Raw genomic sequence first — 22,432 nt, 5'->3', positions numbered from 1 at the left:
GCCGACTTTTTCAACAGAATCGGCCGAAAGCAGGCGCTCGCGTGAGGCTGTTATCCGCCCCGCTTAAGAGTGAGTGATCTCACCGCACTGCAGACCGACGGTGCTGACTAGCAATTTAGCTTTTGCCCGACTACCACTCAGCTTTCGTCTCCCATGACGCTAGAAAGTCACCTCAACTGCACAATTTGAGAACCCCACTCAGGCTCTGGAGCCCCTCGTGCCCTCAATTCAGCGAAGACTTGCGCAGAACACTCACCGTAACCCGAATAGCCGAGTTTGATAGCAGACATACCATCTTCCTCCCGAACGTAGGTAGCGTCCGCTCCTGCTTGCAGAAGCAACATAGCGATCTCACTTCCCTTTTTCTTTCCGGCACTGCACGCGTGGAGCAAGGGCGTCAGCCCGTAGCGATCGACCTGGTCAATGGGTGCGCCGACCTCGATAAGAAATTTCACGAAGGCAATACGAAGCTTGTCCACTGCCGCCTCCATAGCGCCGTCCAGACTTGCGCCTGCATCCGCTAGCAACTTGGCTGCAGCAATCGTCCCGTTGTACACCGCCGATATCATTGCTGTACGGCCGAACTTATCTTTCAGGTCGACCTCTGCTCCGCGTTTGAGCAGCAACTTCGCAAGCTTTAAGTCACCCCTTCCGCAGACCGACGCCAGCGGCGTTGAGAGTTCACCCGTACCATTGGGGTTTCCTCCATGGTCGAGCGCATGCAGGAGTATTTCCTCCCTGCCGTAATAGGCGGCTTTGTCGAGCACGCTGTGGGGATCAGCTTCAAAGTCATATTCATGCCCAATGAAATCCAGAAGCTGCTGCAGGTCACAATCACGCATGAGGTTGCTGAGATCGTTTCTAAAACTCAATTCGCTCATTCAGACAAGTCCATTTGTTAGAGGTGAGTTTACGGGTGTTCAATGGATGGCAAAATAGTAGCAGACGATCTTGAGATATCGCTGAGTACGCACGCTCTCGATCAAAAAAATTGAAGGCTTGCATCAAGTAGGAGGGCTTGTTAACCCCATAGATTAAAGTTTACTGGGTTTTTATTGGCTTGCGCACCTAGTTCCGTAGACACCCGAAGGCCGCTTTTGGCCGGTTAGCGACGTTCTGATTTCGACCGTCACTATAAATGGTCAAACCTCAGTCTGTTCCGCCATCTCCAGGGCGTCATCGACCTCAATCCCCAGGTAAACAGTGCTCTCCAGCTTCGTATGGCCGAGCAGCAACTGAACCGCCCGCAGGTTCTTCGTCCTGCGATAGATCAGTGATGCCTTCGTACGTCTCATTGAGTGGGTACCATACATGGCTGGATCAGGGCCCACGGCTTTCACCCAGCCTTTGCGACAGCATGGACATCTCCGAATCCATTGACGTGCGCGACGCCTCCACACCCAGCGCCATCATTCCGATGGGCGCCGAACCTCAATCTCGACAATGTGGCGAGGACTCAGTCCACGCCGGGCATCGCCGTTGGCGATGGCGACTATAGCCGCGATGACCTTGGGCCAATCCTCATCCCGTAACTGACCGCGCATCAAATTCGCCAGGTTGAGCTCACCCAGGATGGCAATCAAACGAAACATCAGGGCGTGAGCGGGCATCTCCTGGCTATAGATCTGGACCGTGTTGGTGGGCTTCTGTTGAAGCGCGGCATCCACGACACTAAGTGCCAGACTGGTTTTCCCCATGGAAGGACGCGCCGCAATGACGATCAAGTCGGCATCTTGAAAACCACCCGTGACTTGATCCATCGCATCCAAACCACTGGGAATGCCGGTAACGCTGTCGCCCTCATTGAAGTGGTAGTCGATCCTTTCAACCACCTCCATCAGTGTCTGCTTCACGTCTACGAAATCACTCCGACTTCTATCCTGCCCCAGCAAGAAGAGTTTCTGTTCGATAAGGTCTTGGACCTCGGCGCTCTTGGCCTGGCTTGAAGAGGCCTCCCGACTGCACTCATAACCGAGCATCACCAAACGACGAAGGTGGGAGCGCTCACGGACGATCGCGGCGTAGGTCGAAATGTTGGCAACGGAGGGCGTGTTCTTTGCCAGCTCCGCCAGATAACTCAAGCCTCCAACTTCATCAGGTTCCTCGAGGGACTCAAGGACAGTGACAACGTCAATAGGTGAACTACGTGAAGCGAGCTGCTCAATTGCCTGGTAAATCAGACGGTGATCACGCCTGAAAAAATCGTCCGCAGAGAGGACGTCGGCGATGAGGTCCCATGTGGAGTTGTCAAGCATCAGGCCACCGATCACGCCTTGCTCGGCCTCAACCGAATGAGGTGGGGCTAGATCAAGGAGATCTCATACCGCAGTTCTCCCCAAGACCACCCTATTCGATAACAACGATATGTTCTGACTCAGACGCTCTTCGCTCAGCGCTTCAAATTTCGAGCGCCATTCGGGAAATAGCTCGATTGAGAGGTCTTTGATGACTTTGAAGGCGGTGGGTGAACGGCGGTGAGTCGGGAGGCGATACTCCAGGCGGTGCGCAGGAATGCCTTCTGTCGCAGCCCGACGAAAACTCACTGCCGCCGGGATCGTGGTCTGGATCATCTGAACCTTCGGATGATCAGCAAAGGTTTCGGTCAGCGTGTGATAAATCAGGTTTGCATCATTGGTTGCATCAAGCTTGTTGATCACGACATTCAACATTGGCGTCACTGCGCCCAATGCTGCCAACGGCTCAAGATCTCGATAGAGCTGGAGCATTCCACGCTGAAACTCTCGTGCAGTCAGCATATCCGGGGTGATGGGCGAAATCGCCATGTGTGCCCCAAGCAAGGCCATCTCCAGCACGATGGAGCGAGCGCCTTGGGTATCGATCAGAATCAGATCAAAGTCCTGCTCGAAAGCAGGCAACAGATTCTTGAGACGAAGGCGCCCGTCAGCAGCATGGAGCAACAAATTTCCCATCTGATTGAACGGATCATTGGAATGGATCAGTGAGAGATTAGGAATGCAGGTGCGTGAAATGACCTGGTCGGCCCGGGTCTCGTTGTTCGCGATCAGTTGATAGGTTCCACCGGGCGCCTCGTGCGATAGCGCATAGAACGACGACAGCGACGGTTGATTATCCAGATCGATGAGCAGGGTACGGATCCCTGCATCGGCGCAGAACGCGCCCAGATTGACGCCAACCGTGGTTTTACCCGGCCCGCCTTTGGTTGAAACGACCGCAGTGACTTTCATGATATTGACCTCGGAATCGTAGGATTTGAGATGCTTTCATGCAGGTCACGCTATGCGCTTTGATCACCCCGGAAAATCCAAGGCAAAAAAAAGCCTGCATCGCTGCAGGCTTTTCCCTATCTGGCTCCACGACCTGGACTCGAACCAGGGACCCAATGATTAACAGTCATTTGCTCTACCAACTGAGCTATCGCGGAATGCGCCGTATGTTACTGATTGAAAAGGAGAAGTCAAGCTTTCCCTGACGGCCTGGACGATTAATCCGGATGACCGGCTGAAAGCTGCTGCTCCTTGGCCAGGTCCAGCCAGGCGCGCACGGCGGGTGGCAGGTGGGCGCTGGCGCGCCAGGCCAGGGCGATGTGCCAGTCGGTGTGGGGTTCGTCGAGGGGGATCAGGGCGATGCCTGCGTGTTGATGCTTGTGCGCCAGCATGCGGGGCAGGAAGGCGACGCCGAGGCCGGCGGCGACCAGGTCGACGATGAAGTCGATCTGCCCGCTGCGCGCCGCCACGCGGGGTATCACGCCTTTGCGCTCGCAGGCGGCGAGGATCTTGGCGTTCAGGGCGAAGCCGGCTTCGAACAGGATGAATGGCGAATCCGCCAGGTCGGCGAAGTCGATGCGTTGACGCTGGGCCAGGGCGTGGCTCCTGGGCAGTACGGCCATCAGCGGTTCGTTGCGCACGGGCTGATAATCGAAGCCCGCATCCACCGGCAGCAGCAACGCAGCGAGGTCGACCTCCCCCGCTTCCAGGCACTCGCGCAATCTCTTGCTGCCGTATTCGGTGAGTTCGATGTCGATGTCCGGGTAACGGCTGCGATAGGTGGCAAACATCGTCGCAAACAGCACCCCACACCCCACCGGTGGCAGGCCGATGCGCAACACGCCGCGCTTGAGGCCGCGCAGGTCGTTGATCTCGGCGACCAGGTCATGGTGTTCGGCGAGCAGTACCAGGGCGCGGCGGTAGGCGATCTCACCCGCGGCGGTGAGTTCGTTGCGGTGGCCGAGGCGGTCGAGCAGCGGCATGCCGAGTTCTTCCTCCAGGGTCTTGACCGCCTTGCTCACCGTGGATTGGGTCAAGGCCACCACGTCGGCGGCCTGGGAAAATCCGCCCTGGCGCACCACTTCGACGAACGTGCGCAACGTTCTCAAGTTCATGGGTATTCCTTTAGCGACTGGTATCTAGCGATAAAAGTTGTTTTTATCATGACAGATATTTGCCTATCCTGACCCGCCCAGCCTTGTGGAGACACGCTTAATGATCATCTCGTCCGCCTCCGACTACCGCGCAGCGGCCAAACGCAAGCTGCCGCGCTTCCTGTTCGACTACATCGACGGCGGTGCCTACGCCGAGCACACGATGCGCGCAAACAGTTCGGACCTGGCCGAGATCAGCCTGCGCCAACGGGTGCTGCGCAATGTCGATAACCTGAGCCTCAAGACCACGCTGTTCGGCCAGCCCCTGGACATGCCGGTCATCCTCAGCCCTGTCGGCTTGACCGGCATGTATGCGCGGCGCGGCGAAGTGCAGGCGGCAAAGGCGGCGGCGAACAAGGGCATCCCCTTCTGCCTGTCGACGGTGTCGGTGTGTTCGATTGAAGAAGTGGCCTCGCAGAGCCCGCAGTCAATCTGGTTCCAGCTGTATGTGCTCAAGGACCGGGGCTTTATGCGCAATGCCCTGGAGCGGGCCCAGGCGGCGGGGGTTACCACCCTGGTGTTCACCGTGGACATGCCCACACCGGGCGCGCGCTACCGAGATGCCCACTCGGGCATGTCCGGGCCGTTCGCGACGCAGCGGCGCATGTTGCAGGCCGTCACCAAGCCGCAATGGGCGTTCGACGTAGGGCTCATGGGCCGCCCCCACGACCTGGGCAATATCTCCAGGTACCTCGGCAAACCCACTCACCTGGAAGATTACATCGGCTGGCTGGCCAATAACTTCGACCCTTCCATCAGTTGGAAAGACCTGGAGTGGATCCGCGACTTCTGGAAAGGCCCGATGATCATCAAGGGCATCCTCGACCCTCAGGACGCCAGGGACGCAGTGAGTTTCGGCGCCGATGGCATCGTGGTGTCCAACCATGGCGGCCGTCAACTGGACGGTGTGCTGTCCACCGCCAAGGCTCTGCCACCGATTGCGGACGTGGTGGGCGATGACCTGACGGTGCTGGTGGACTCCGGCATCCGTTCCGGGCTGGACGTGGTGCGCATGCTCGCCCTCGGCGCCAAGGCGTGCCTGCTCGGACGCGCCACCGCCTATGCACTGGCCGCCGACGGGCAGCACGGGGTAGAGAACCTGCTGGACATCTTCGCCAAGGAAATGCGTGTGGCCATGACGTTGACCGGTGTCACGTCCATAGACCAGATTGACCACAACACGCTGGTGCAATCAGCCAAATAACTGACGTCAGTGCTGAACGACCGTTTTTTTACTGTAAAAACGGTCTTTGATTTGTAAGGTTTTTTATTTATTTAAACGAAATGGCACGAATCTCGCTCTAACACCTTCCAAGCAGGTCAAGCGATGACAAGACGTGCGGCAGTGCCCAGGGGTTATAACCCCTGGTAAAGCGGTCTAAACTGTTTCCAATGTTTTACGGAACTGAAGGAACAGTAAGACGCCTGGCATTTGCCACTCTCATCCAGCCTGTAAGACAGCTAAGTGCTTAGAGGCCGTTTGCTTATGAAAACCCCCACCCAGACCAACGCAATTGACTTTGACAGTGCAAAATTGCAACGCCTGGGCTTTGGCCAACCCGCCCTCCTGCCACGTCGCCCCACCACCCTTGTCCAAACTCGCCAGCAACTGGGCATGCAACTGCAGACCAGCCTGGAACCGCAGCGCATCCTTGCCGTGTTCTTCCGTGAGGTCCAGCATCTGGTGCCCCTGGACGCCCTGCAGTACCGCCACGACGCCAGTGACCTGCGCCTGGAGTTCGGCCACCGTGGCCACCACTCGGTGAGCTACAGCCTGAGCCACGAAGGCGAGCACCTCGGCGAGCTGGTCTTTCGCCGCAACCAGCGCCTGCTGGAAGAGGAACTCGGCCAGCTCGAATCACTGCTGTCGACCCTGCTCTACCCGATGCGCAACGCCCTGCTCTACCGCGCCGCCACCCGCAGCGCCCTGCGCGACCCATTGACAGAAACGGGCAACCGCATTGCCATGGACCAGACCCTGCAACGGGAAATCGACATGGCGCGCCGGCACCTGAACCCGCTGTCCCTGCTGATGCTGGACATCGACCATTTCAAGACCATCAACGACACCCACGGCCATGCGGCCGGCGATAACGTATTGCGCGCCGTCGCCGGGGCAATCAAGAGCCAGTTGCGGAACGTGGACATGGTGTTTCGGTTTGGCGGGGAAGAGTTTCTGATCCTGCTGTCCAACACCGGCCGGGATGCGGCGGCCATGGTCGGTGAACGCCTGCGCCAGGCGGCACAGGCCCAGGACTATTGGGCGGATGGCACACGGATCGAATTGACGGTGAGCCTCGGTTGTTCGACCTTGCTGGCCGCCGAGTCGGCCGAAAGCCTGTTGCGTCGCGCCGACAGCGCCTTGTACGTGGCCAAGCGCGAAGGCCGCAATCGCCTGGCAATGGCGGGGTAAAACCCCGCCATCCCCGTTACATCACGCTTCGCTGGCGACCCGCAGCGGGCGCTCACGCACGGCAGCGCTCGCCGGTTTTTCTTTCTCCAGGCGCATGCAACTTTCCAGGAACAGATACATGTAGTCGTAGCTCTTGCATACGGCCTGGCGCAGCTCTGCCTGCAGTGCCCTGGTCGGGTTCATCCCGGCCAGGGTGCAGATGATTTCCAGGGCTTCCCAAGGATGGGCATCGTCGTACTGGGCGTGCATCTTCAACCACTTCATCGCACGCTTGCGGTCTTCCTCGGGAAAGGCTGCCGCATACACGCCGGTGGAGCACACCACCGCCGACCATTCCCCCGTCGCCCCCTCGATCGCATAGTTGGTCGCGGCAATGGCCACGATCAACGAATCGGCCGAGCTGGTGTGCCAGCACCAGTGGCTCAGCGCATGCAACTCCGGCGGCACGTCCTGGGCCTGCAGTTCTTCGAGGCTGACGCCATGGGCACGCGCCCAATGCACCCAATAGTCCGCGTGGTTCAGCTCCACACGGATATTGCGCATCAACCAACGGCGCGCCATGTCTTCCCCCGGATGGCGGGCAAACTTGGTTTTGGTGAGGTTCTGTGCCATGTACAAGGCAAACTGTTCCACCACGGGCCAGCCACCGATCAGGTAGTGACGCATGGTCTTGGCGCTGAGCGTGTTGTCACGCATGCGTTGGTACAGTTCGTGTTCGACAACCCGGCGCTTGCTCTCGCTGCAGTCCTGGATCAATTGCTGAGCCCAGGCGGGGTAGCTTGAGGCTTCCATAAGCGGGCCGGTTCTGCTGAATGTGTCGATCACTATTAAGGCTCCTTTTTAAGTGTGATTTACAGACCGGCGAATGTTTCAGCGGAATGTGCCGGGCGCCCTGAATAACAGAGGCTGCGGCCGCACGGGTCGACACTGCAAGCTATCGAAGGTAAACAATTGCGGTCGTTCAATCAGGTAGCCCTGAGCGTAATCCACACCAATATCGAGCAGGGCCTGTTCGATTTGCGGTGTTTCAACAAACTCGGCAATTGTGCGCTTACCCATGACATGGCCGATGTGATTGATCACTTCAACCATCGCGCGGTTAATCGGGTCGTCCAGCATATCCTTTACGAAACTTCCATCGATCTTCAGGAAGTCTACAGGTAAATGTTTGAGATAAGCGAATGAGGACATTCCGGCGCAAAAGTCATCCAGCGAAAAATGGCAACCTAAGGCCTTGAGTTCATTAATAAAGCGGATGGCACTGCCCAAGTTCGCAATGGCGCTGGTTTCGGTAATTTCAAAACAGATCATGCTGGGCGGAATAGCGTAGGTATGAAATTTCTCTCGCAGGAATCCGAGAAAGTCATCATCGCCAATCGTTATACCTGACAGATTGATCGCACACAGGGCCATGGGACGGCCCGGACGCTCTTTAATGCAACGGGCAATAATCTCAAATACATTCTCCACCACCCAACGGTCCAGGGACGTCATCAAACCATAGCGTTCGGCGGCCGGGATAAAGCTGTCCGGCAGGATTACACGCCCTGCCTCATCGTGCAGACGCAGCAGTATTTCGATATGCCCATTGCCGCCGTCGGTATGCCCGAGGGGGGAAATTTCCTGGGAGTACAGGCAAAAGCGGTTCTCCTCAAGCGCCATGTGCAGGCGCTGCACCCAGGCCATCTCGCCAAAGCGCAGGGACAGTTCGGAGTCGTCGGCGTGGTACACCTGCACGCGGTTGCGGCCTTTTTCCTTGGCCATGTAGCACGCCATGTCGGCGGCACGCAGCGAGGCTTCCAGGGTGGTCGGGGTGCTGGCAATGTGTACCAGGCCGATACTCACGGTGGTCATGAACGGCCGCCCCTTCCATACGAAATGCAGACTCTGCACGGTATGGCGCAGGCTTTCGGCGATTTTTTCCGCCACCGCCACCGGGCAGTTCTCCAGCAGGATGCCGAATTCATCGCCGCCCAGGCGCGCCAGGGTGTCACCTTCGCGCAGGTCCGATTGCAACAGCGCGCAGATGTGCCGCAACAGTTCGTCGCCTGCCGCATGGCCGCAGGTGTCGTTGACCAGCTTGAACTGGTCCAGGTCCAGGAACATCAACGCATGCCGCCCGGCCTGCGCCTGCCCTGCCGGGTGCAGCACCTGCTCCAGGCGATACTCGAATTCGCGGCGGTTGGCCAGGCCGGTCAGCGCATCGTGGGTCGCCTGCCATGACAGATTGGCGATGTACTGGCGCTCCTGGGTCATGTCATGCAGCACCAGCACCGCGCCCGAGACCTTGCCGGCGCTGCGGATCGGCGCGCCCACCAGGGTGACCGAGACCGTGCTGCCATCCAGGCGCTGGATCGTCTTCGAATGCTCGCTGCCGCCGCTGAGCTGGCCCTTGACGATGTGTTCGATCAGGGTGAAGCCATCCGGCTGTGCGTGGTCTTCCAGCAACTTGAACAACGCTGCCAGGGGCTGGCCCTGGGCCTGCGCCGAGTGCCAGTGAGTCAGCGCCTCGGCCGCCGGGTTCATATAGGTAATGGCACCGTCGACGTCGGTGGTGATCACCCCGTCGCCAATCGACTCCAGGGTGATCTGCGCCCGCTCCTTTTCTTCCTGCAAGGCATCGGCGAAGGCATGGCGCTGGGCCAGCAGCTTATGGGTGCGCAACAGTGCCAATACGATCAGGCCCAGGGCCGTCGCCAGGTTCGTGATGACCAGCAGCCGCAGAATCATGCGCGAACCTTCGCCGAGAGCATCGCTGAAGGCCTTGGCGGCGGGTGTCACGCCTTCGTTGATGGCGATGATATGCGCCTTCCACTGGCGCACATCGTTGGCGCCGATCTGGTCGTGAATGATCGCCTGGTGCATCTCGCGGGCCAGGTCATCCAGTTGAAGCAGGTAACCATCGCCTACGGTCCACAGTTGGATGGCTTTTTCCAGGTAGCTGAAATGGCGAAAGTTGAGGTACAGCCAGATCAGGCTGGAGACATCATCCGGGTGGTTGCCCCCCTTGAGGATACCCAGGCGGGCTGCGGCAAGGTCGGGCACGGGACGGTCAAGGGCAATGCGCAGTTCGTGCCCGCCCTGGGGCACGGCAATGGCCTGCTGGTACTTGAGGTACGTGCCGGCGTCGCGATTATCGGCGTAGAGCGTCAGGTAATAGATGGCGTCCTTCTGGCCCTTGGACCACAGGCTCTCGCCGGCCACGTAACCACGCACGGCCGAAAGCACGTAGAGACTGACGCAGCCCAATAATGCCTGGAACAGCACCACGGCGATAAATGGCCAGACAATGCCCAACAACCGGGGCGTTCCTAAAGTCCGCTTTTGCTTCATGAAGTCCCTTGCACATGCACTGCTGGATACGCACGCGAAAACCCGCTTCCGATAGCTCAGCCTAGGCTAAATCAACGTACCTGTTGCAAGTGTCCATACAGTTTGGCGTACAGCCCGCCATCGGCAATCAGCTGCTGATGGTCACCATCCTCGGCAATGTGACCGCCGTCGAACACCAAGACTCGATCCGCCTGCTTAACAGCCGACAGACGGTGGGCGATGATCAGTGTAGTACGCCCGCTGAGGAACCGTGCCAGCGCCTGGTGCAGGTTGTACTCGGTGGCGGCGTCCAGGGCGGAGGTTGCTTCGTCGAGTATCACCACCTTGGGTTCGGCCAGGACCATGCGCGCAATCGCCAGGCGCTGGCGCTGCCCACCGGAAAAACGCACCCCGGAACGCCCCACCACGCTGTCCAGGCCCAAGGGCAGTGCCTTGACGGTAGCATCCAACTGGGCGATTTCCAGTGCCTGCCAACAGGCCTGGTCGCTGCGCTCCCGGCCCATGGTCAAGTTGGCGCGCACGGTATCGTTGAACAGCGCCGGGTGTTGCAGCACCACCGCAACGTGCTCGCGAAGGGTCTCCAGGCCAATCTCCTGCTGGGTGGCACCGCCAAACCGGATACTGCCCGCCTGGGGTGTGTAGAGCCCGAGCAACAATTGCACCAGGGTGCTTTTGCCACCGCCACTGGCACCGACGATCGCCACCTTCTCACCGGGCGCGATGGCCAGGTTCAACTGGTCGAGTACCAGCTCTTCGCCGTAGCCGAAGTCCAGGCCGCGCACTTCGATGCCCACGGTGTCGTGCCCGGTGAACGGATCAGCACCGCCGGCATATTGCGGCTCATCGGCACGCGCCAGCAGCTCGTTGATCCGCGTCAGCGCCCCGCCTGCCGCGTAGTAGGCGTATTGCAGGTTGAGCAGTTGCTCCACCGGGCCGATCATGAACCACAGGTAGCTGAACACCGCGAGCATCTGGCCGATGGACAGGTCGGAAAACAGCACGGTAAGCATCGCCGCCGCACGGAAGATGTCGATACCGAACTGGAACAGCAACCCACTGGCGCGGCTCGAAGCGTCGGTTTTCCATTGCGAATGAATGGCGTAGTCACGCACTTCCTGGGCCCGCTGGCCGAGGCGCCCGAGGAAAAAGCCCTGGCGGTTGCCGGCGCGCACTTCCTGGATGGCATCCAGGGTTTCGGTCAGGGCCTGGGTAAAGCGCGAGGTGCTGTCGTTTTCCAGCTTCTTCAGGTGCTTGACGCGCTTGCCCAACTGCACCGTGGCGTAGATCACCAACGGGTTGAACAGCAGGATCAGCAGCGCCAGTTGCCAATGCATCCACACCAGGATCGCCGAGGTACCCACCAGGGTCAGCATGGCCACCAGGAAACGGCTGAGGGTTTCACCGACAAACTTGTCCAGCGTATCCAGGTCGGTGACCAGGTGGGTGGTGACGGTCCCGCTGCCCAGGCTTTCGTACTCGCCCAGGGAGATGCGCTTGAGCCGCTCGATCAGGCGCACGCGGATGCGGTACACGATGTCCTTGGCCAAGCGCGCAAACAACCGCGCCTGCACCACGTTGAACAGCAGCGCGCCACAACGCAGAAACAGCGTCACCAGCAGCATCAGGCCGATATAGCCGGCCGCCTTCTGCCAACCCAGGGGCAGTGCGTGGTTCATCACCTTGAGCGCGGCATCGCCGTGTCCCAACAGCACTTCATCCACCAGCAACGGCAACAGCAAGGGAATCGGCACGCTGCACAGGGTCGCCAGCACGGCGACGCCATTGGCGATCCACAGGGACTTCTTGTGCCGCAGGGCCAGGCGGCGAATTTCCGCCCAGGTCAGTCGGTCGGTACGGGGTGACTGATCATGCACAGGTCGCTCGCTCCAGCCATCGCCCCAACAACGGTGACAGCTCGGACAGCGGCTGGTAGCCGTTGGTCAGCAACGCCAACTGGCCATTACGCTCGGCAAGCAAGGTCGGAAACCCGGCGATCCCCAGGTCCTGGACCCAGGTGAAGTCAGCGGCGGTCGCGGCATGCTGCTCGGCACGGTCGAATGCGCCGGCAAACTCGATGCGCGGGATGCCTGCCTTTTCAGCCAGTTCCACCAGCACGCTGGCGAGGGTCACGTCGCGGCCCTCGACATAAAACGCGCGCTGAATCAGCCCCAACAGTGTCCAGGCGCAATCCGGCGCCAGGCTGCGCGCGGTGACGATGGCACGGCAGGCAGGCTCGGTGTCATAGACAAAGCCGTCGGGCAACGCGCCATCGCGCTTGAACGGCTGGCCGGTGGCGTCGGTGACCGCCTGCCAGTGCTCGAGGATGTAGCGCCGCGTGGTCGGTTCCAGTGCCGCGCCGCTGCCGGTGCGCAAGCCGCCCACCACCAGGTGCACGTCCACGCCGGCCGCCTGGGCCTGCTCGACCAGCGCCTGCGCCACCGGGGCAAAGCCCCAGCACCAGGAACACATCGGGTCCATCACATAGAGCAGGCGCGCGGGCATGGGTCAGGCCTCGGAAGGGGTTTGCTTGTAGTTGAAGCCAATCGGGTGCGGCATATTGCGGGCCTTGGCCAGCTCAATCTGCTTTTGCCGGTCGATCGCGCTGCGACGGGTTTTCTCCGGCAGCTTATCCCAGCAATGGGGGCAACTGATGCCAGCCACATAGTGTTCGGATGCGCGGTCGGAGGCGCTCACCGGTGTGCGGCAGGCATGACATTGATCGTAGTCGCCTTCGCTCAGGTCGTGGCGCACAGTGACGCGATTGTCGAACACAAAGCAGTCGCCCTGCCATTTGGTTTCTGCCTGCGGCACCTCTTCGAGGTACTTCAGGATGCCGCCCTTGAGGTGGTAGACCTCATCGAAACCTTCGCTGAGCATGTAGCTCGACGCCTTCTCGCAACGAATGCCGCCGGTGCAGAACATGGCGACCTTCTTGTGCCTGGCCGGGTCGAAGTTGGCTTTGATATAGGCGGGAAATTCGCGAAAACTGGTGGTTTTCGGGTCGATTGCGCCTTCGAAGGTGCCGATCGAAACTTCGTAGTCGTTGCGGGTGTCGATCAACAGCACTTCGGGGTCGCTGATCAGCGCGTTCCAGTCCTGCGGGTCGACATAGGTGCCGACTTTCTTGTTCGGGTCGACGCCTTCGACGCCCAGGGTCACGATCTCTTTCTTGAGCTTGACCTTGGTGCGGTAGAACGGCTGCTCATCGCAGTACGACTCTTTATGGTCGATATCGTCCATGCGCGGGTCGTTCTTCAGCCAGGCCATCAGGCCATCAATGCCTTCGCGGCTGCCGGAAACGGTGCCGTTGATACCTTCTTCGGCGATCAGCAAGGTGCCTTTGATGCCGTTGTCGACCATCGCCTGCAGCAGTGGCTCGCGCAGGGCGACGTAATCTTCGAGGGTGACGAACTTATACAGTGCCGCCACGACAATCGGTTGAGTCATGGGTGTTCTCTCCAGGTGGCTACCCTCGTAAGGGGTGAACCGGATGCAAAAAAAACGCGCCGGCTGAGCGGCGCGCTGCGGATTCTAGCAAATGCGGGGTGTCAGAGACACCCGCGTATCAGCCATGCCCGCCGGCGCAGGTCGGCGAGGCCGGGGCTGCGTCGATTTTCGCCCATTCTTCGGGCGTGTAGGTATGCAGCGCCAGCGCATGAAATTCGCTCATCAGGTCACCCAGGGTGGCGTAGACCTTCTGGTGGCGCTTGACGCGGTTAAGCCCCTCGAACTGCTGGCTGACCAGCACGGCCTTGAAGTGGGTCTGCAACCCACGGCTGTGCATATGGCTTTCATCCAGCACGCTCAAATGCTCCGGGGCCAGGGCGGCGAGCGCCGTTTCGATACGCTGTTGCATGGTCATTCCTGCTTACTTCTTCTTCGCCGGTGCGGCAGCTTTTGGCGTCAGCTCGTTGGTCATGTCTTCCAACAGCTTGTTGACTACCGGCACGGCGCTTTCCAGCTTGGCCTGGGTCATCTGGGCCGATTGCTGGGTCAGTTGCGGCATTTTTTCCAGGACTTTCTTGCCCAGTGGCGACTGGTAGAAGGCAACCAGGTCCTTGAGCTCGGATTCGCTGAAGTTGGTGGTGTAGAGCTTGACCATGTCCGGCTTCAGCTTCGGCCAGCCGATGGCCTGGTCCAGGGCGGCGTTGGCCTTGGCCTGGTAGCTGTCCAGTACGGACTGCTTGGCGGCAGGCGCCTTGGTCTGTTCGAAACGCTGGGCGAACATTTGCTGCACTTGCATGTACACCGGGGTACCCAGCTTGTCGGCATGGGCCAGGGTAAGGAAGGCTTCGGCACTGGCGTTGTGGCTGGCGGTATCGGCAAAAACCTGGCCGCTGGCGCAAACCAGAGCAACCGCGGTACAGATGGCACGAAGACGAGTCATCGAGTTTCCTTTTCTAGCAGGCGAGGTAAGACCCCAAGGGCGCCCATTCTGCGCCTAAAAAACGCTGCGGCTCAACCCCGGGCCTTACCGGGCGCGGATTGCAGTGAATGAATCCGATGAAAAGTCTTTTAGGGAACCCCCCAGGCCGATCAGGGCCTAAACTGCGCAAACGAACCTGAAGGAGAGTGCCCGATGAGCCGTATCGAAACCGACAGCCTGGGAGACGTGGAAGTCCCGGATGACGCTTACTGGGGCGCCCAGACCCAACGTTCGCTGGTGAATTTCGCCATCGGCGAGCAGCGCATGCCCCTCGCGGTACTGCACGCACTGGCCCTGATCAAGAAGGCCGCCGCCCGGGTCAACGACCGCAACGGCGACCTGCCCGCCGACATCGCCCGCCTGATCGAACAGGCCGCCGACGAAGTGCTCGATGGCCAACATGATGACCAGTTCCCACTGGTCGTCTGGCAAACCGGCAGCGGCACCCAGAGCAACATGAACGCCAACGAGGTCATCGCCGGCCGCGCCAACGAGCTGTCGGGCAAGCCCCGTGGCGGCAAGAGCCCGGTACACCCCAACGATCATGTGAACCGCTCCCAAAGCTCCAACGACTGCTTCCCTACGGCCATGAGCATTGCGGCGGTGCAAGCGGTGCACCAGCAATTGTTGCCGGCGATCAATACGCTGTCCGGCGGCCTCGCGGAGTTGTCGGCGCGGCATGCAAAGCTGGTGAAGACGGGCCGCACCCACATGATGGACGCCACGCCGATCACCTTCGGCCAGGAACTCTCGGCGTTTATCGCCCAGCTCGACTACGCCGAACGGGCGATCCGCAGCGCCCTGCCCCAGGTATGCGAGCTGGCCCAGGGCGGTACGGCGGTGGGCACCGGGCTCAATGCCCCCCATGGCTTCAGCGAGGCGATTGCTTCGGAATTGGCCGCCTTGTCCGGCCTGCCCTTCGTCACCGCGCCGAACAAATTCGCCGCACTGGCCGGCCATGAACCGATCGTGACCCTGCACGGCGCCCTGAAAACCCTGGCCGTGGCCCTGATGAAAATCGCCAACGACCTGCGCCTGCTGGGCTCCGGCCCGCGTGCCGGCCTTGCCGAGGTGAAACTGCCGGCCAACGAGCCCGGCAGCTCGATCATGCCCGGCAAGGTCAACCCGACCCAGTGCGAGGCGTTGTCGATGCTGGCCTGCCAGGTGCTGGGCAATGACGTGACCATCGGCATCGCGGCGAGCCAGGGGCATTTGCAGTTGAACGTGTACAAGCCGGTGATCATCCACAACCTGCTGGAATCGATCCGCCTGCTGGCCGATGGCTGCAATAACTTCCAGGAGCACTGCATTGCCGGCCTCGAACCCGACGCCGGGAAAATGGCCGAGCACCTGGAGCGCGGGCTGATGCTGGTCACCGCGCTCAACCCGCACATCGGCTATGACAAGTCGGCAGAGATCGCCAAGAAGGCCTACGCCGAAGGCTTGACCCTTCGGGAAGCGGCGTTGGACCTGGGCTACCTCACCGACGCAGAGTTCGACCAGTGGGTACGCCCGGAAAACATGCTGGGCGCCTAAGACGCCATGCGTAGCCGCCGGGCCTTGAGCCCGGCGAGCAACGACGGCGCCAGCGCCACCGCCGCCGACCCCAGCACCACCACCAACGCGCCGAAATAGCCCAGGGCATTGATCTCTTCGGCCTGCACATAGTCCGGCCACAGCCATGCCGCCAACGCCACCGCGACAAAGGTCACCAATGGCGTCAGGGCCAGGGTCGCGCTCACCCGCGAGGCTTCCCAGTGGGCCAGGGCCTCGGCGAATGCACCATAAGCCACCAGTGTGTTCATGCAGCACGCCAGCAACAGCCAGCCTTGCAGCGGGCTCAGTTGCAGGGCCTCCAGCGGATGGGCCCACGGCGTCAGCAGCACGGCGCACGACAGGTAGATCACCATCATCACTTGCAGCGAATTCCACACGGTCAGCAACTGCTTCTGTCCCAGGGCATAGAACACCCAGACCGAAGTCGCCAGCAGGATAGTCAGCACGCCGGCGGTGTAGGCGCCAAGGGACGTCAGCAACTCTTCCAGGCGTTGGTTGAAGAACAGCCCGAAGCCGATGATCAGCACCACCAGGCCCACGCTCTGCCCGACGCTGAAACGTTCCTTGAACACAAACACGCTGGCGATCATCAGGAAGATCGGGCCCATCTGCACCACCAACTGCGCGGTGCCGGGGCTGAGCAGTTTCAGGCCCACCAGGTACAACACGTAGTTACCCACCAGGCCGCACACCGCCATCGCCACCAGCCAGCCGCCCCTGGGGCCGAGTACCTTACGACTGGGCAGGCGCCTGGTCGCGGCGAGGTACACGAACAGGCAACTGCCGGCCACCACCAGGCGAAACCAGGTGACCGTGATCGGGTCCATGACCTGCAACACTTGCTTGAGCTTGATCGGCAGAATGCCCCAGAGCAGCGCGGTCAGCAGGGTCAGGAGAAAACCGTAGACCCAGCGGCCGGAAGAGATGTGCATGAGTGCCCCAGAAGCCAGAGGAAGTGGAGCGGGCATTCTAGGGGGAAGTGAGCGAATTGGGATACGCCGCCGTTCAAATGTGGGAGGGGCAAGTCGAATCGTCGCACTGTCCCTCCAACACTTATCAGCGCACGGCTTCGAACAGTCCGGTGGCGCCCATGCCGCCGCCCACGCACATGGTGACGATGCCATAACGCACATTACGCCGTTGCAGCTCACGCACCAGGTGCCCCACCTGCCGCGAGCCGGTCATGCCGAACGGGTGGCCGATGGAAATCGAGCCGCCGTTGACGTTGTACCTGGCGTTATCGATGCCCAGGCGATTGCGCGCATACAGGCACTGCGACGCAAAGGCCTCGTTGAGTTCCCACAGGTCGATGTCCGCCACCTGCAAGCCCCGCGACTTGAGCAGCTTGGGCACCGAGAACACCGGGCCGATGCCCATCTCATCCGGTTCGCAACCGGCCACGGTGAAACCGCGGAAAAACGCCTTGGGCTTGAGCCCCAGTGCCAGGGCTTTTTCCAGGCTCATCACCAGAGTCATCGAGGCACCGTCGGAGAGCTGCGAGGAGTTACCCGCCGTCACCGAGCCGTCTTCGGCAAATACGGGCTTCAACCCAGACAGGCTGGCCAACGTAGTGTCCGGACGGTTGCAGTCATCGCGATCAACCACGCCGTCGAGGATCTGCACGGCACCGGTGTTCTTGTCCTCGACCTTGTACTTGACCGCCATCGGCACGATTTCATCATCAAACAAGCCCTCCGCCTGGGCCTGGGCGGTGCGTTGCTGGCTTTGCAGGGCGTAGAGGTCCTGTTCTTCGCGGCTGACGTCATAACGGCGGGCGACGATTTCCGCGGTCTGGCCCATGGGGAAGTAAATGCCCGGCACCTGCTCCTTGAGCAGCGGGTTGATCAGGTTATCGGTGTTGACGCTTTTCATGGTCAGGCTGATGGACTCGACGCCCCCGGCAACGATGATGTCGCTGCAACCCGACGCGATCTGGTTGGCCGCAATCGCAATCGCCTGCAAGCCCGACGAGCAGAACCGGTTGAGGGTCATGCCCGCCGTACCGGTGCCCAATTGCGACAGCACGGCCACGTTGCGCCCGATGTTGTAGCCCTGGGCGCCTTCGTTGGAACCCGCGCCGACGATGCAATCCTCGACGCTGGCCGGGTCGATGCCGTTGCGGGTCAGCAGTGCGTTGACGCAATGGGCCGCCATGTCATCCGGGCGGGTCTGGTTGAACTTGCCGCGAAAGGATTTGGCCAAGCCGGTTCGCACGCTGTCGACGATCACTACTTCACGCATGGGCTACCTCGATCTTGTCGTTGTGGGGAGATGGATCGAGGATAGATCCAGGCCTGCCCCACCGCGACGATCATTCACCCGGCGTATACAAAAGCATGGTGACGGACATAAACCTGTTGCGGGGCGGGCCTGTTGTGGCAAGCGGGCCGGTTGTGGTGAGCAGGCTTGTTGTAGTCAGCAGGCCTGTTGTGGTGAGGGGGCCTGTTGTGGTGAGCGGGCTTGCCCCGCGCTGGGCTGCGAAGCGGCCCCAAAACCAGCCAATGAGGTCTGCCTGAAAGAACGCGGCGCCTTGGTCAGGGCCGCTTCGCGCCCCAGCGCGGGGCAAGCCCGCTCACCACAACAACCCTGCTCACCACCACAGCCCCGCTCGCCACAGAGGGCGGCACCCTGAACAACACCAGGCCAGTGGTTATTTCTTTTTCTTCTTGTCGTGCTTGTCGGACTTGGCGAACGCTTCCTCCAGGGCAAGGTTGATGGTGCGCAACACCTTGACCCGCGCCCAGCGCTTGTCGTTAGCCTCCACCAGCGTCCACGGCGAGACCTCGGTGCTGGTGCGGTCGACCATATCGCCCACGGCGGCGCGGTAGTCGTCCCATTTTTCGCGGTTGCGCCAGTCGTCTTCGGTGATCTTGAAGCGCTTGAAGGGGATTTCCTCGCGGGCCTGGAAGCGTTCCAGTTGGGTCTGCTTGTCGATGGCCAGCCAGAACTTGACCACGATCACACCGGCGTCGCGCAGTTGCTCTTCGAAGTCATTGATCTCGCCATAGGCGCGCATCCAGTCGGCCGTGGTACAGAAGCCCTCGATACGCTCCACCAGCACGCGGCCGTACCACGAGCGGTCGAACACGGTGAACTTGCCCCGCGCCGGGATCTTCTGCCAGAACCGCCACAGGTACGGCTGGGCGCGTTCATCCTCGGTGGGCGCGGCAATCGGCACGATGTGGTACTGGCGCGGGTCGAGCGCGGCCGCCACCCGACGGATCGCCCCGCCCTTGCCCGCCGCGTCGTTACCTTCGAAGACCGTCACCAGCGCGTGCTTGCGCATGCGCTTGTCGCGCATCAGGCCGGAGAAGCGCGCCTGCTCGGTAATCAGCTGTTCTTCGTAATCGTCCTTGTCCAGGCTCAAGGTCATGTCGAGGCTGTTGAGCAGGCTCATCTGGTCGACGGCCGAGGGCAAGGGTGCCGGGTTCATGCCGCTGGCCTTGCCCTTGGGCAGCTTCAGGGCGTTCTGCAGGCCTTCGAGCAGGATCTTGCCCACGGTGAGGCTGCGGTAGTTGGCGTCGACGCCTTCAATCACATGCCAGGGCGCGTAATCGCGGCTGGTACGGCGCAGGATGCGCTCGCCGAAATGCACGAACTTGTCGTAGGTCTCGGATTGCTGCCAGTCCAGCGGGCTGATGCGCCAACTGTGCAACGGGTCGTCGGCCAGGGCCTTGAGCCGTGCCTTCATTTGCTTCTTGGACAGGTGGAACCAGAACTTGAAGATCAGCGCGCCTTCATCGCAGAGCATCTTCTCCAGGCGCTCGGCGCCGGCGATGGCCTGGTCGAGCCGCGCATCCTTGATCTCGCCGTGCACCCGGCCTTGCAGCATCTGGCTGTACCAGTTGCCGAAAAAAATGCCCATGCGGCCTTTGGCGGGCAGTTGGCGCCAGTAGCGCCAGGCCGGGGGGCGGGCCAGTTCTTCGTCGGTCTGCTGGTCGAAGGTGCGCACCTCGATCAGGCGCGGGTCCATCCATTCATTCAGCAGTTTGACCGTCTCACCTTTACCGGCGCCTTCGATGCCGTTGATCAGGATGATCACCGGGAAGCGCTTTTGCTGTTGCAACTCGTACTGCACCTCCAGCAAAGCCTCGCGCAGGGCGGGCACTTCGGCCTCAAAGGTGTCTTTGTCGATGGCGTGACCGATTTCGGCAGATTCGAACATGGGCGGCTCCGTTCCAGAAGTGAGCAAGACTAGCGGATTGGGCAACAACGCGCGGGAGGAAATTCCACCTGGGCTTGCCGTGGGTCAATTCAAAGCCTGTTGATCGGCTAGAATGGCCGCCTTGCCTTTACCGAGCCGCCCATGAACCCCGTAACCCACGCCCAGCTCGACTGGGATGATCAAGGTCGCCCGCACTCGCGGGTGTTCGACGACGTGTATTTCTCCGACCAATCGGGCCTGGACGAAACCCGCTATGTGTTCCTGCAACAGAACCGCTTGCAGGAGCGCTTCGCCGCACTGCCGGCGGGCGGGCGGTTGGTGATTGGCGAAACCGGCTTCGGCACCGGCCTGAATTTCCTCTGCGCCTGGCAGTTGTTCGAGCAACACGCCGTAGCCGGTGCACGCCTGCATTTTGTCAGCGTGGAAAAATACCCCCTGAGCCACGCCGACCTGCAACGCGCCCTCGCCCTCTGGCCCGAGCTCGCGCCGTTCGCCGAGCAATTGCTGGCGCACTACATCGCCATTCACCAAGGCTTCCAGCGCCTGGTGCTGGATAACGGCCGCGTCACCCTCACGCTGCTGATCGGCGATGCCCTGGAACAGTTGCCGCAACTGGATGCGCAGATCGACGCGTGGTTTCTCGACGGCTTCGCCCCGGCAAAAAACCCCGAGATGTGGAGCGCCGAACTGTTTGCCGAGCTGGCACGCCTGGCGGCCCCGGGTTCGACCATCAGCACCTTCACCAGCACCGGCTGGGTGCGCCGGCTGATCAACGCCGCCGGTTTCAAGATGAAGCGTACGCCGGGCATCGGCCACAAGTGGGAAATCCTGCGCGGGGAGTTTCTCGGCTGGCCGGCCGAGACCCCGGCACCGGCCGCCGCCAAGCCCTGGTTCGCCCGCCCCTCCATGCCCAATGGCGAGCGCCGTGCCCTGGTGATCGGCGGCGGCCTGGCCGGCTGCGCCAGCGCGGCCAGCCTGGCGGCGCGGGGTTGGCAGGTCAGCCTGTTGGAGCGCCATGGCGGTCTCGCCCAAGAGGCCTCCGGCAATCCGCAAGGGGTGCTTTATCTCAAGCTGTCGGCACACGGCACGGCGTTGTCGCAGATGATCGTCAGCGGGTTCGGATACACCCGGCGCCTGCTGGAGCACCTGCAACGCGGCGTGGAGTGGGACGGCTGCGGCGTGCTGCAACTGGCCTTCAATGCCAAGGAGGCCGAACGCCAGGCGCAACTGGCCCAGGCATTCGCCCCGCAGCTGCTGCATCTGCTGGATAAGGCTCAAGCCCAGGCTCGCGCCGGGGTGGGCCTGGAACAGGGCGGGCTGTTTTTCCCCGAAGGCGGCTGGGTGCATCCCCCCGCGCTGTGCCAATGGCAGGCGCGCCAGCCAGGTATCGGGGTGCTGGCCCATCATGAGGTGCTGGACCTGCGCAAAGTCGACGGCCACTGGCAGGCCTGGGACGGCGATCGGCTGCTGGCCAGCGCCCCCGTGGTGGTGCTGGCCGGGGCGGCTGAGGTCAAACGGTTTGCCGCCAGCGCCGAGTTGCCCCTCAAGCGGATTCGCGGGCAGATCACCCGCCTGCCCCAGACCACCGCCAGCCAGGCCCTGGCCACGGTGGTGTGTGCCGAGGGCTACGTGGCGCCGGCTCGCCTGGGCGAACACACCCTGGGGGCCAGCTTTGATTTCAACAACGATGACCTCACCCCTACCGCCGCCGAGCACGCCGGTAACCTTGAGCTGCTGCAAGAGATTTCCCCGGACCTGGCCCAGCGCCTGCACGCCGCCGACCTTGCCGCAGAGACCCTGGAAGGCCGCGCCGCCTTCCGCTGCACCAGCCCGGACTACTTGCCGATTGTCGGGCCCCTGGCCGACAGCCTGGCGTTCGCCCAGGCCTACGACGCGCTGCGCAAAGACGCCCGCTACACACCGCAGGCTGCCTGCCCGTGGCTGGACGGCCTGTACATCAACAGCGGCCACGGCTCCCGGGGCCTGATCACCGCGCCGCTGTCCGGCGAGTTGCTGGCGGCATGGCTGGACAACGAACCGCTGCCCCTGCCCCGCAGCGTGGCCGAGGCCTGTCACCCGAATCGCTTTGCAGTGCGCGGGTTGATTCGCAGCAACGCTGCAAAAACGACCCCGTAGGCC

Annotated in this window: 17 protein-coding genes, 1 tRNA gene and 2 pseudogenes; 4 read left to right on the top strand and 16 right to left on the bottom strand. The window is 61.5% G+C overall.

Features of this window, described 5'->3' with window-relative positions:
* Positions 1-167: 167 nt before the first annotated feature.
* The 6 genes and pseudogenes from C8K58_RS13040 to C8K58_RS13015 form a co-directional block, all read right to left on the bottom strand.
* Positions 168-881 (bottom strand): ankyrin repeat domain-containing protein, encoded by a 714-nt coding sequence (locus tag C8K58_RS13040; protein WP_027603968.1) that lies wholly within the window; start codon positions 879-881, stop codon positions 168-170.
* Between the two features lie 261 nt (positions 882-1,142).
* Positions 1,143-1,349 (bottom strand): annotated as a pseudogene (locus C8K58_RS13035) (integrase); the annotation flags it as partial.
* A gap of 135 nt (positions 1,350-1,484) precedes the next feature.
* Positions 1,485-2,318 (bottom strand): annotated as a pseudogene (locus C8K58_RS13030) (replicative DNA helicase); the annotation flags it as partial.
* Positions 2,319-3,206 carry a ParA family protein gene (locus C8K58_RS13025; protein ID WP_108573796.1) on the bottom strand — a complete coding sequence of 296 codons (888 nt, stop codon included), beginning with the start codon at positions 3,204-3,206 and terminating at the stop codon, positions 2,319-2,321.
* A gap of 121 nt (positions 3,207-3,327) precedes the next feature.
* Positions 3,328-3,403, bottom strand: a tRNA-Asn gene (locus C8K58_RS13020).
* Between the two features lie 60 nt (positions 3,404-3,463).
* Complete coding sequence (locus tag C8K58_RS13015; RefSeq protein WP_027603966.1) at positions 3,464-4,360, bottom strand: LysR family transcriptional regulator; 897 nt, start codon at positions 4,358-4,360, stop codon at positions 3,464-3,466.
* Between the two features lie 100 nt (positions 4,361-4,460).
* Here C8K58_RS13015 and lldD point away from each other — a divergent pair, with 100 nt between their 5' ends.
* Positions 4,461-5,603, top strand: a complete 1,143-nt coding sequence (gene lldD / locus C8K58_RS13010; RefSeq protein WP_108573795.1) for an FMN-dependent L-lactate dehydrogenase LldD — start codon at positions 4,461-4,463, stop codon at positions 5,601-5,603.
* 282 nt (positions 5,604-5,885) lie between these two features.
* On the top strand, positions 5,886-6,812 hold the full coding sequence (locus tag C8K58_RS13005; protein WP_092355052.1) for a GGDEF domain-containing protein: 927 nt from the start codon (positions 5,886-5,888) through the stop codon (positions 6,810-6,812).
* Positions 6,813-6,833: 21 nt separating this feature from the next.
* Here C8K58_RS13005 and C8K58_RS13000 read toward each other — a convergent pair whose 3' ends face one another.
* The 7 genes from C8K58_RS13000 to C8K58_RS12970 form a co-directional block, all read right to left on the bottom strand.
* A complete protein-coding gene (locus tag C8K58_RS13000; RefSeq protein ID WP_222935384.1) occupies positions 6,834-7,604 on the bottom strand; it encodes a TenA family transcriptional regulator in 771 nt (256 codons plus the stop codon).
* Between the two features lie 78 nt (positions 7,605-7,682).
* Complete coding sequence (locus C8K58_RS12995) at positions 7,683-10,145, bottom strand: EAL domain-containing protein (protein ID WP_092355055.1); 2,463 nt, start codon at positions 10,143-10,145, stop codon at positions 7,683-7,685.
* A 71-nt stretch (positions 10,146-10,216) separates the two neighbouring features.
* The gene (locus tag C8K58_RS12990) at positions 10,217-12,019 is read right to left on the bottom strand and encodes an ABC transporter ATP-binding protein (RefSeq protein WP_027603961.1); all 1,803 of its coding nucleotides are present in this window, start codon (positions 12,017-12,019) and stop codon (positions 10,217-10,219) included.
* The gene (locus C8K58_RS12985) at positions 12,012-12,614 is read right to left on the bottom strand and encodes a DsbA family protein (protein ID WP_169898031.1); all 603 of its coding nucleotides are present in this window, start codon (positions 12,612-12,614) and stop codon (positions 12,012-12,014) included. Before C8K58_RS12985 ends, C8K58_RS12990 begins: the two co-directional genes overlap by 8 nt.
* 36 nt (positions 12,615-12,650) lie before the next feature.
* A complete protein-coding gene (locus C8K58_RS12980) occupies positions 12,651-13,592 on the bottom strand; it encodes a rhodanese-related sulfurtransferase (protein ID WP_027603959.1) in 942 nt (313 codons plus the stop codon).
* 118 nt (positions 13,593-13,710) lie between these two features.
* Positions 13,711-14,007, bottom strand: a complete 297-nt coding sequence (locus tag C8K58_RS12975; protein ID WP_027603958.1) for a BolA family transcriptional regulator — start codon at positions 14,005-14,007, stop codon at positions 13,711-13,713.
* 6 nt (positions 14,008-14,013) lie between these two features.
* A complete protein-coding gene (locus tag C8K58_RS12970; protein ID WP_003236690.1) occupies positions 14,014-14,532 on the bottom strand; it encodes a DUF2059 domain-containing protein in 519 nt (172 codons plus the stop codon).
* 192 nt (positions 14,533-14,724) lie between these two features.
* Between C8K58_RS12970 and C8K58_RS12965 the strand changes: the two genes are divergently transcribed.
* Complete coding sequence (locus C8K58_RS12965; RefSeq protein ID WP_027603957.1) at positions 14,725-16,107, top strand: class II fumarate hydratase; 1,383 nt, start codon at positions 14,725-14,727, stop codon at positions 16,105-16,107.
* On the opposite strand, the gene C8K58_RS12960 is transcribed toward C8K58_RS12965, so the two are convergent.
* From C8K58_RS12960 to pap, 3 genes are all read right to left on the bottom strand, one after another.
* Positions 16,104-17,060 carry a DMT family transporter gene (locus C8K58_RS12960; RefSeq protein ID WP_092355068.1) on the bottom strand — a complete coding sequence of 319 codons (957 nt, stop codon included), beginning with the start codon at positions 17,058-17,060 and terminating at the stop codon, positions 16,104-16,106. The genes C8K58_RS12965 and C8K58_RS12960 overlap by 4 nt on opposite strands.
* Positions 17,061-17,184: 124 nt before the next feature.
* The gene (locus tag C8K58_RS12955; protein WP_092355071.1) at positions 17,185-18,369 is read right to left on the bottom strand and encodes a thiolase family protein; all 1,185 of its coding nucleotides are present in this window, start codon (positions 18,367-18,369) and stop codon (positions 17,185-17,187) included.
* Between the two features lie 409 nt (positions 18,370-18,778).
* Positions 18,779-20,293, bottom strand: coding sequence for a polyphosphate:AMP phosphotransferase (gene pap / locus C8K58_RS12950; protein WP_027603955.1), 1,515 nt, complete (start codon positions 20,291-20,293; stop codon positions 18,779-18,781).
* 141 nt (positions 20,294-20,434) lie between these two features.
* Here pap and mnmC point away from each other — a divergent pair, with 141 nt between their 5' ends.
* Positions 20,435-22,429, top strand: coding sequence for a bifunctional tRNA (5-methylaminomethyl-2-thiouridine)(34)-methyltransferase MnmD/FAD-dependent 5-carboxymethylaminomethyl-2-thiouridine(34) oxidoreductase MnmC (gene mnmC, locus C8K58_RS12945; protein WP_027603954.1), 1,995 nt, complete (start codon positions 20,435-20,437; stop codon positions 22,427-22,429).
* Positions 22,430-22,432 lie beyond the last annotated feature (3 nt).

Source organism: Pseudomonas sp. GV047, assembly GCF_003058245.1.
In the GTDB taxonomy this organism is placed as follows: domain Bacteria; phylum Pseudomonadota; class Gammaproteobacteria; order Pseudomonadales; family Pseudomonadaceae; genus Aquipseudomonas; species Aquipseudomonas marginalis.
Note: the sequence above shows the minus strand (reverse complement) of the source record. Positions and strands in the feature narration are given on the sequence as shown.

Excerpts from the sequence above, each read along its gene's own strand:
- C8K58_RS13040 (WP_027603968.1), bottom strand. The coding sequence starts at position 881 with ATGAGCGAATTGAGTTTTAGAAACGATCTCAGCAACCTCATGCGTGAT.
- C8K58_RS13025 (WP_108573796.1), bottom strand. The coding sequence starts at position 3,206 with ATGAAAGTCACTGCGGTCGTTTCAACCAAAGGCGGGCCGGGTAAAACC.
- C8K58_RS13015 (WP_027603966.1), bottom strand. The coding sequence starts at position 4,360 with ATGAACTTGAGAACGTTGCGCACGTTCGTCGAAGTGGTGCGCCAGGGC.
- lldD (WP_108573795.1), top strand. The coding sequence starts at position 4,461 with ATGATCATCTCGTCCGCCTCCGACTACCGCGCAGCGGCCAAACGCAAG.
- C8K58_RS13005 (WP_092355052.1), top strand. The coding sequence starts at position 5,886 with ATGAAAACCCCCACCCAGACCAACGCAATTGACTTTGACAGTGCAAAA.
- C8K58_RS13000 (WP_222935384.1), bottom strand. The coding sequence starts at position 7,604 with ATGGAAGCCTCAAGCTACCCCGCCTGGGCTCAGCAATTGATCCAGGAC.
- C8K58_RS12995 (WP_092355055.1), bottom strand. The coding sequence starts at position 10,145 with ATGAAGCAAAAGCGGACTTTAGGAACGCCCCGGTTGTTGGGCATTGTC.
- C8K58_RS12985 (WP_169898031.1), bottom strand. The coding sequence starts at position 12,614 with ATGTGTTCCTGGTGCTGGGGCTTTGCCCCGGTGGCGCAGGCGCTGGTC.
- C8K58_RS12980 (WP_027603959.1), bottom strand. The coding sequence starts at position 13,592 with ATGACTCAACCGATTGTCGTGGCGGCACTGTATAAGTTCGTCACCCTC.
- C8K58_RS12975 (WP_027603958.1), bottom strand. The coding sequence starts at position 14,007 with ATGACCATGCAACAGCGTATCGAAACGGCGCTCGCCGCCCTGGCCCCG.
- C8K58_RS12970 (WP_003236690.1), bottom strand. The coding sequence starts at position 14,532 with ATGACTCGTCTTCGTGCCATCTGTACCGCGGTTGCTCTGGTTTGCGCC.
- C8K58_RS12965 (WP_027603957.1), top strand. The coding sequence starts at position 14,725 with ATGAGCCGTATCGAAACCGACAGCCTGGGAGACGTGGAAGTCCCGGAT.
- C8K58_RS12960 (WP_092355068.1), bottom strand. The coding sequence starts at position 17,060 with ATGCACATCTCTTCCGGCCGCTGGGTCTACGGTTTTCTCCTGACCCTG.
- C8K58_RS12955 (WP_092355071.1), bottom strand. The coding sequence starts at position 18,369 with ATGCGTGAAGTAGTGATCGTCGACAGCGTGCGAACCGGCTTGGCCAAA.
- pap (WP_027603955.1), bottom strand. The coding sequence starts at position 20,293 with ATGTTCGAATCTGCCGAAATCGGTCACGCCATCGACAAAGACACCTTT.
- mnmC (WP_027603954.1), top strand. The coding sequence starts at position 20,435 with ATGAACCCCGTAACCCACGCCCAGCTCGACTGGGATGATCAAGGTCGC.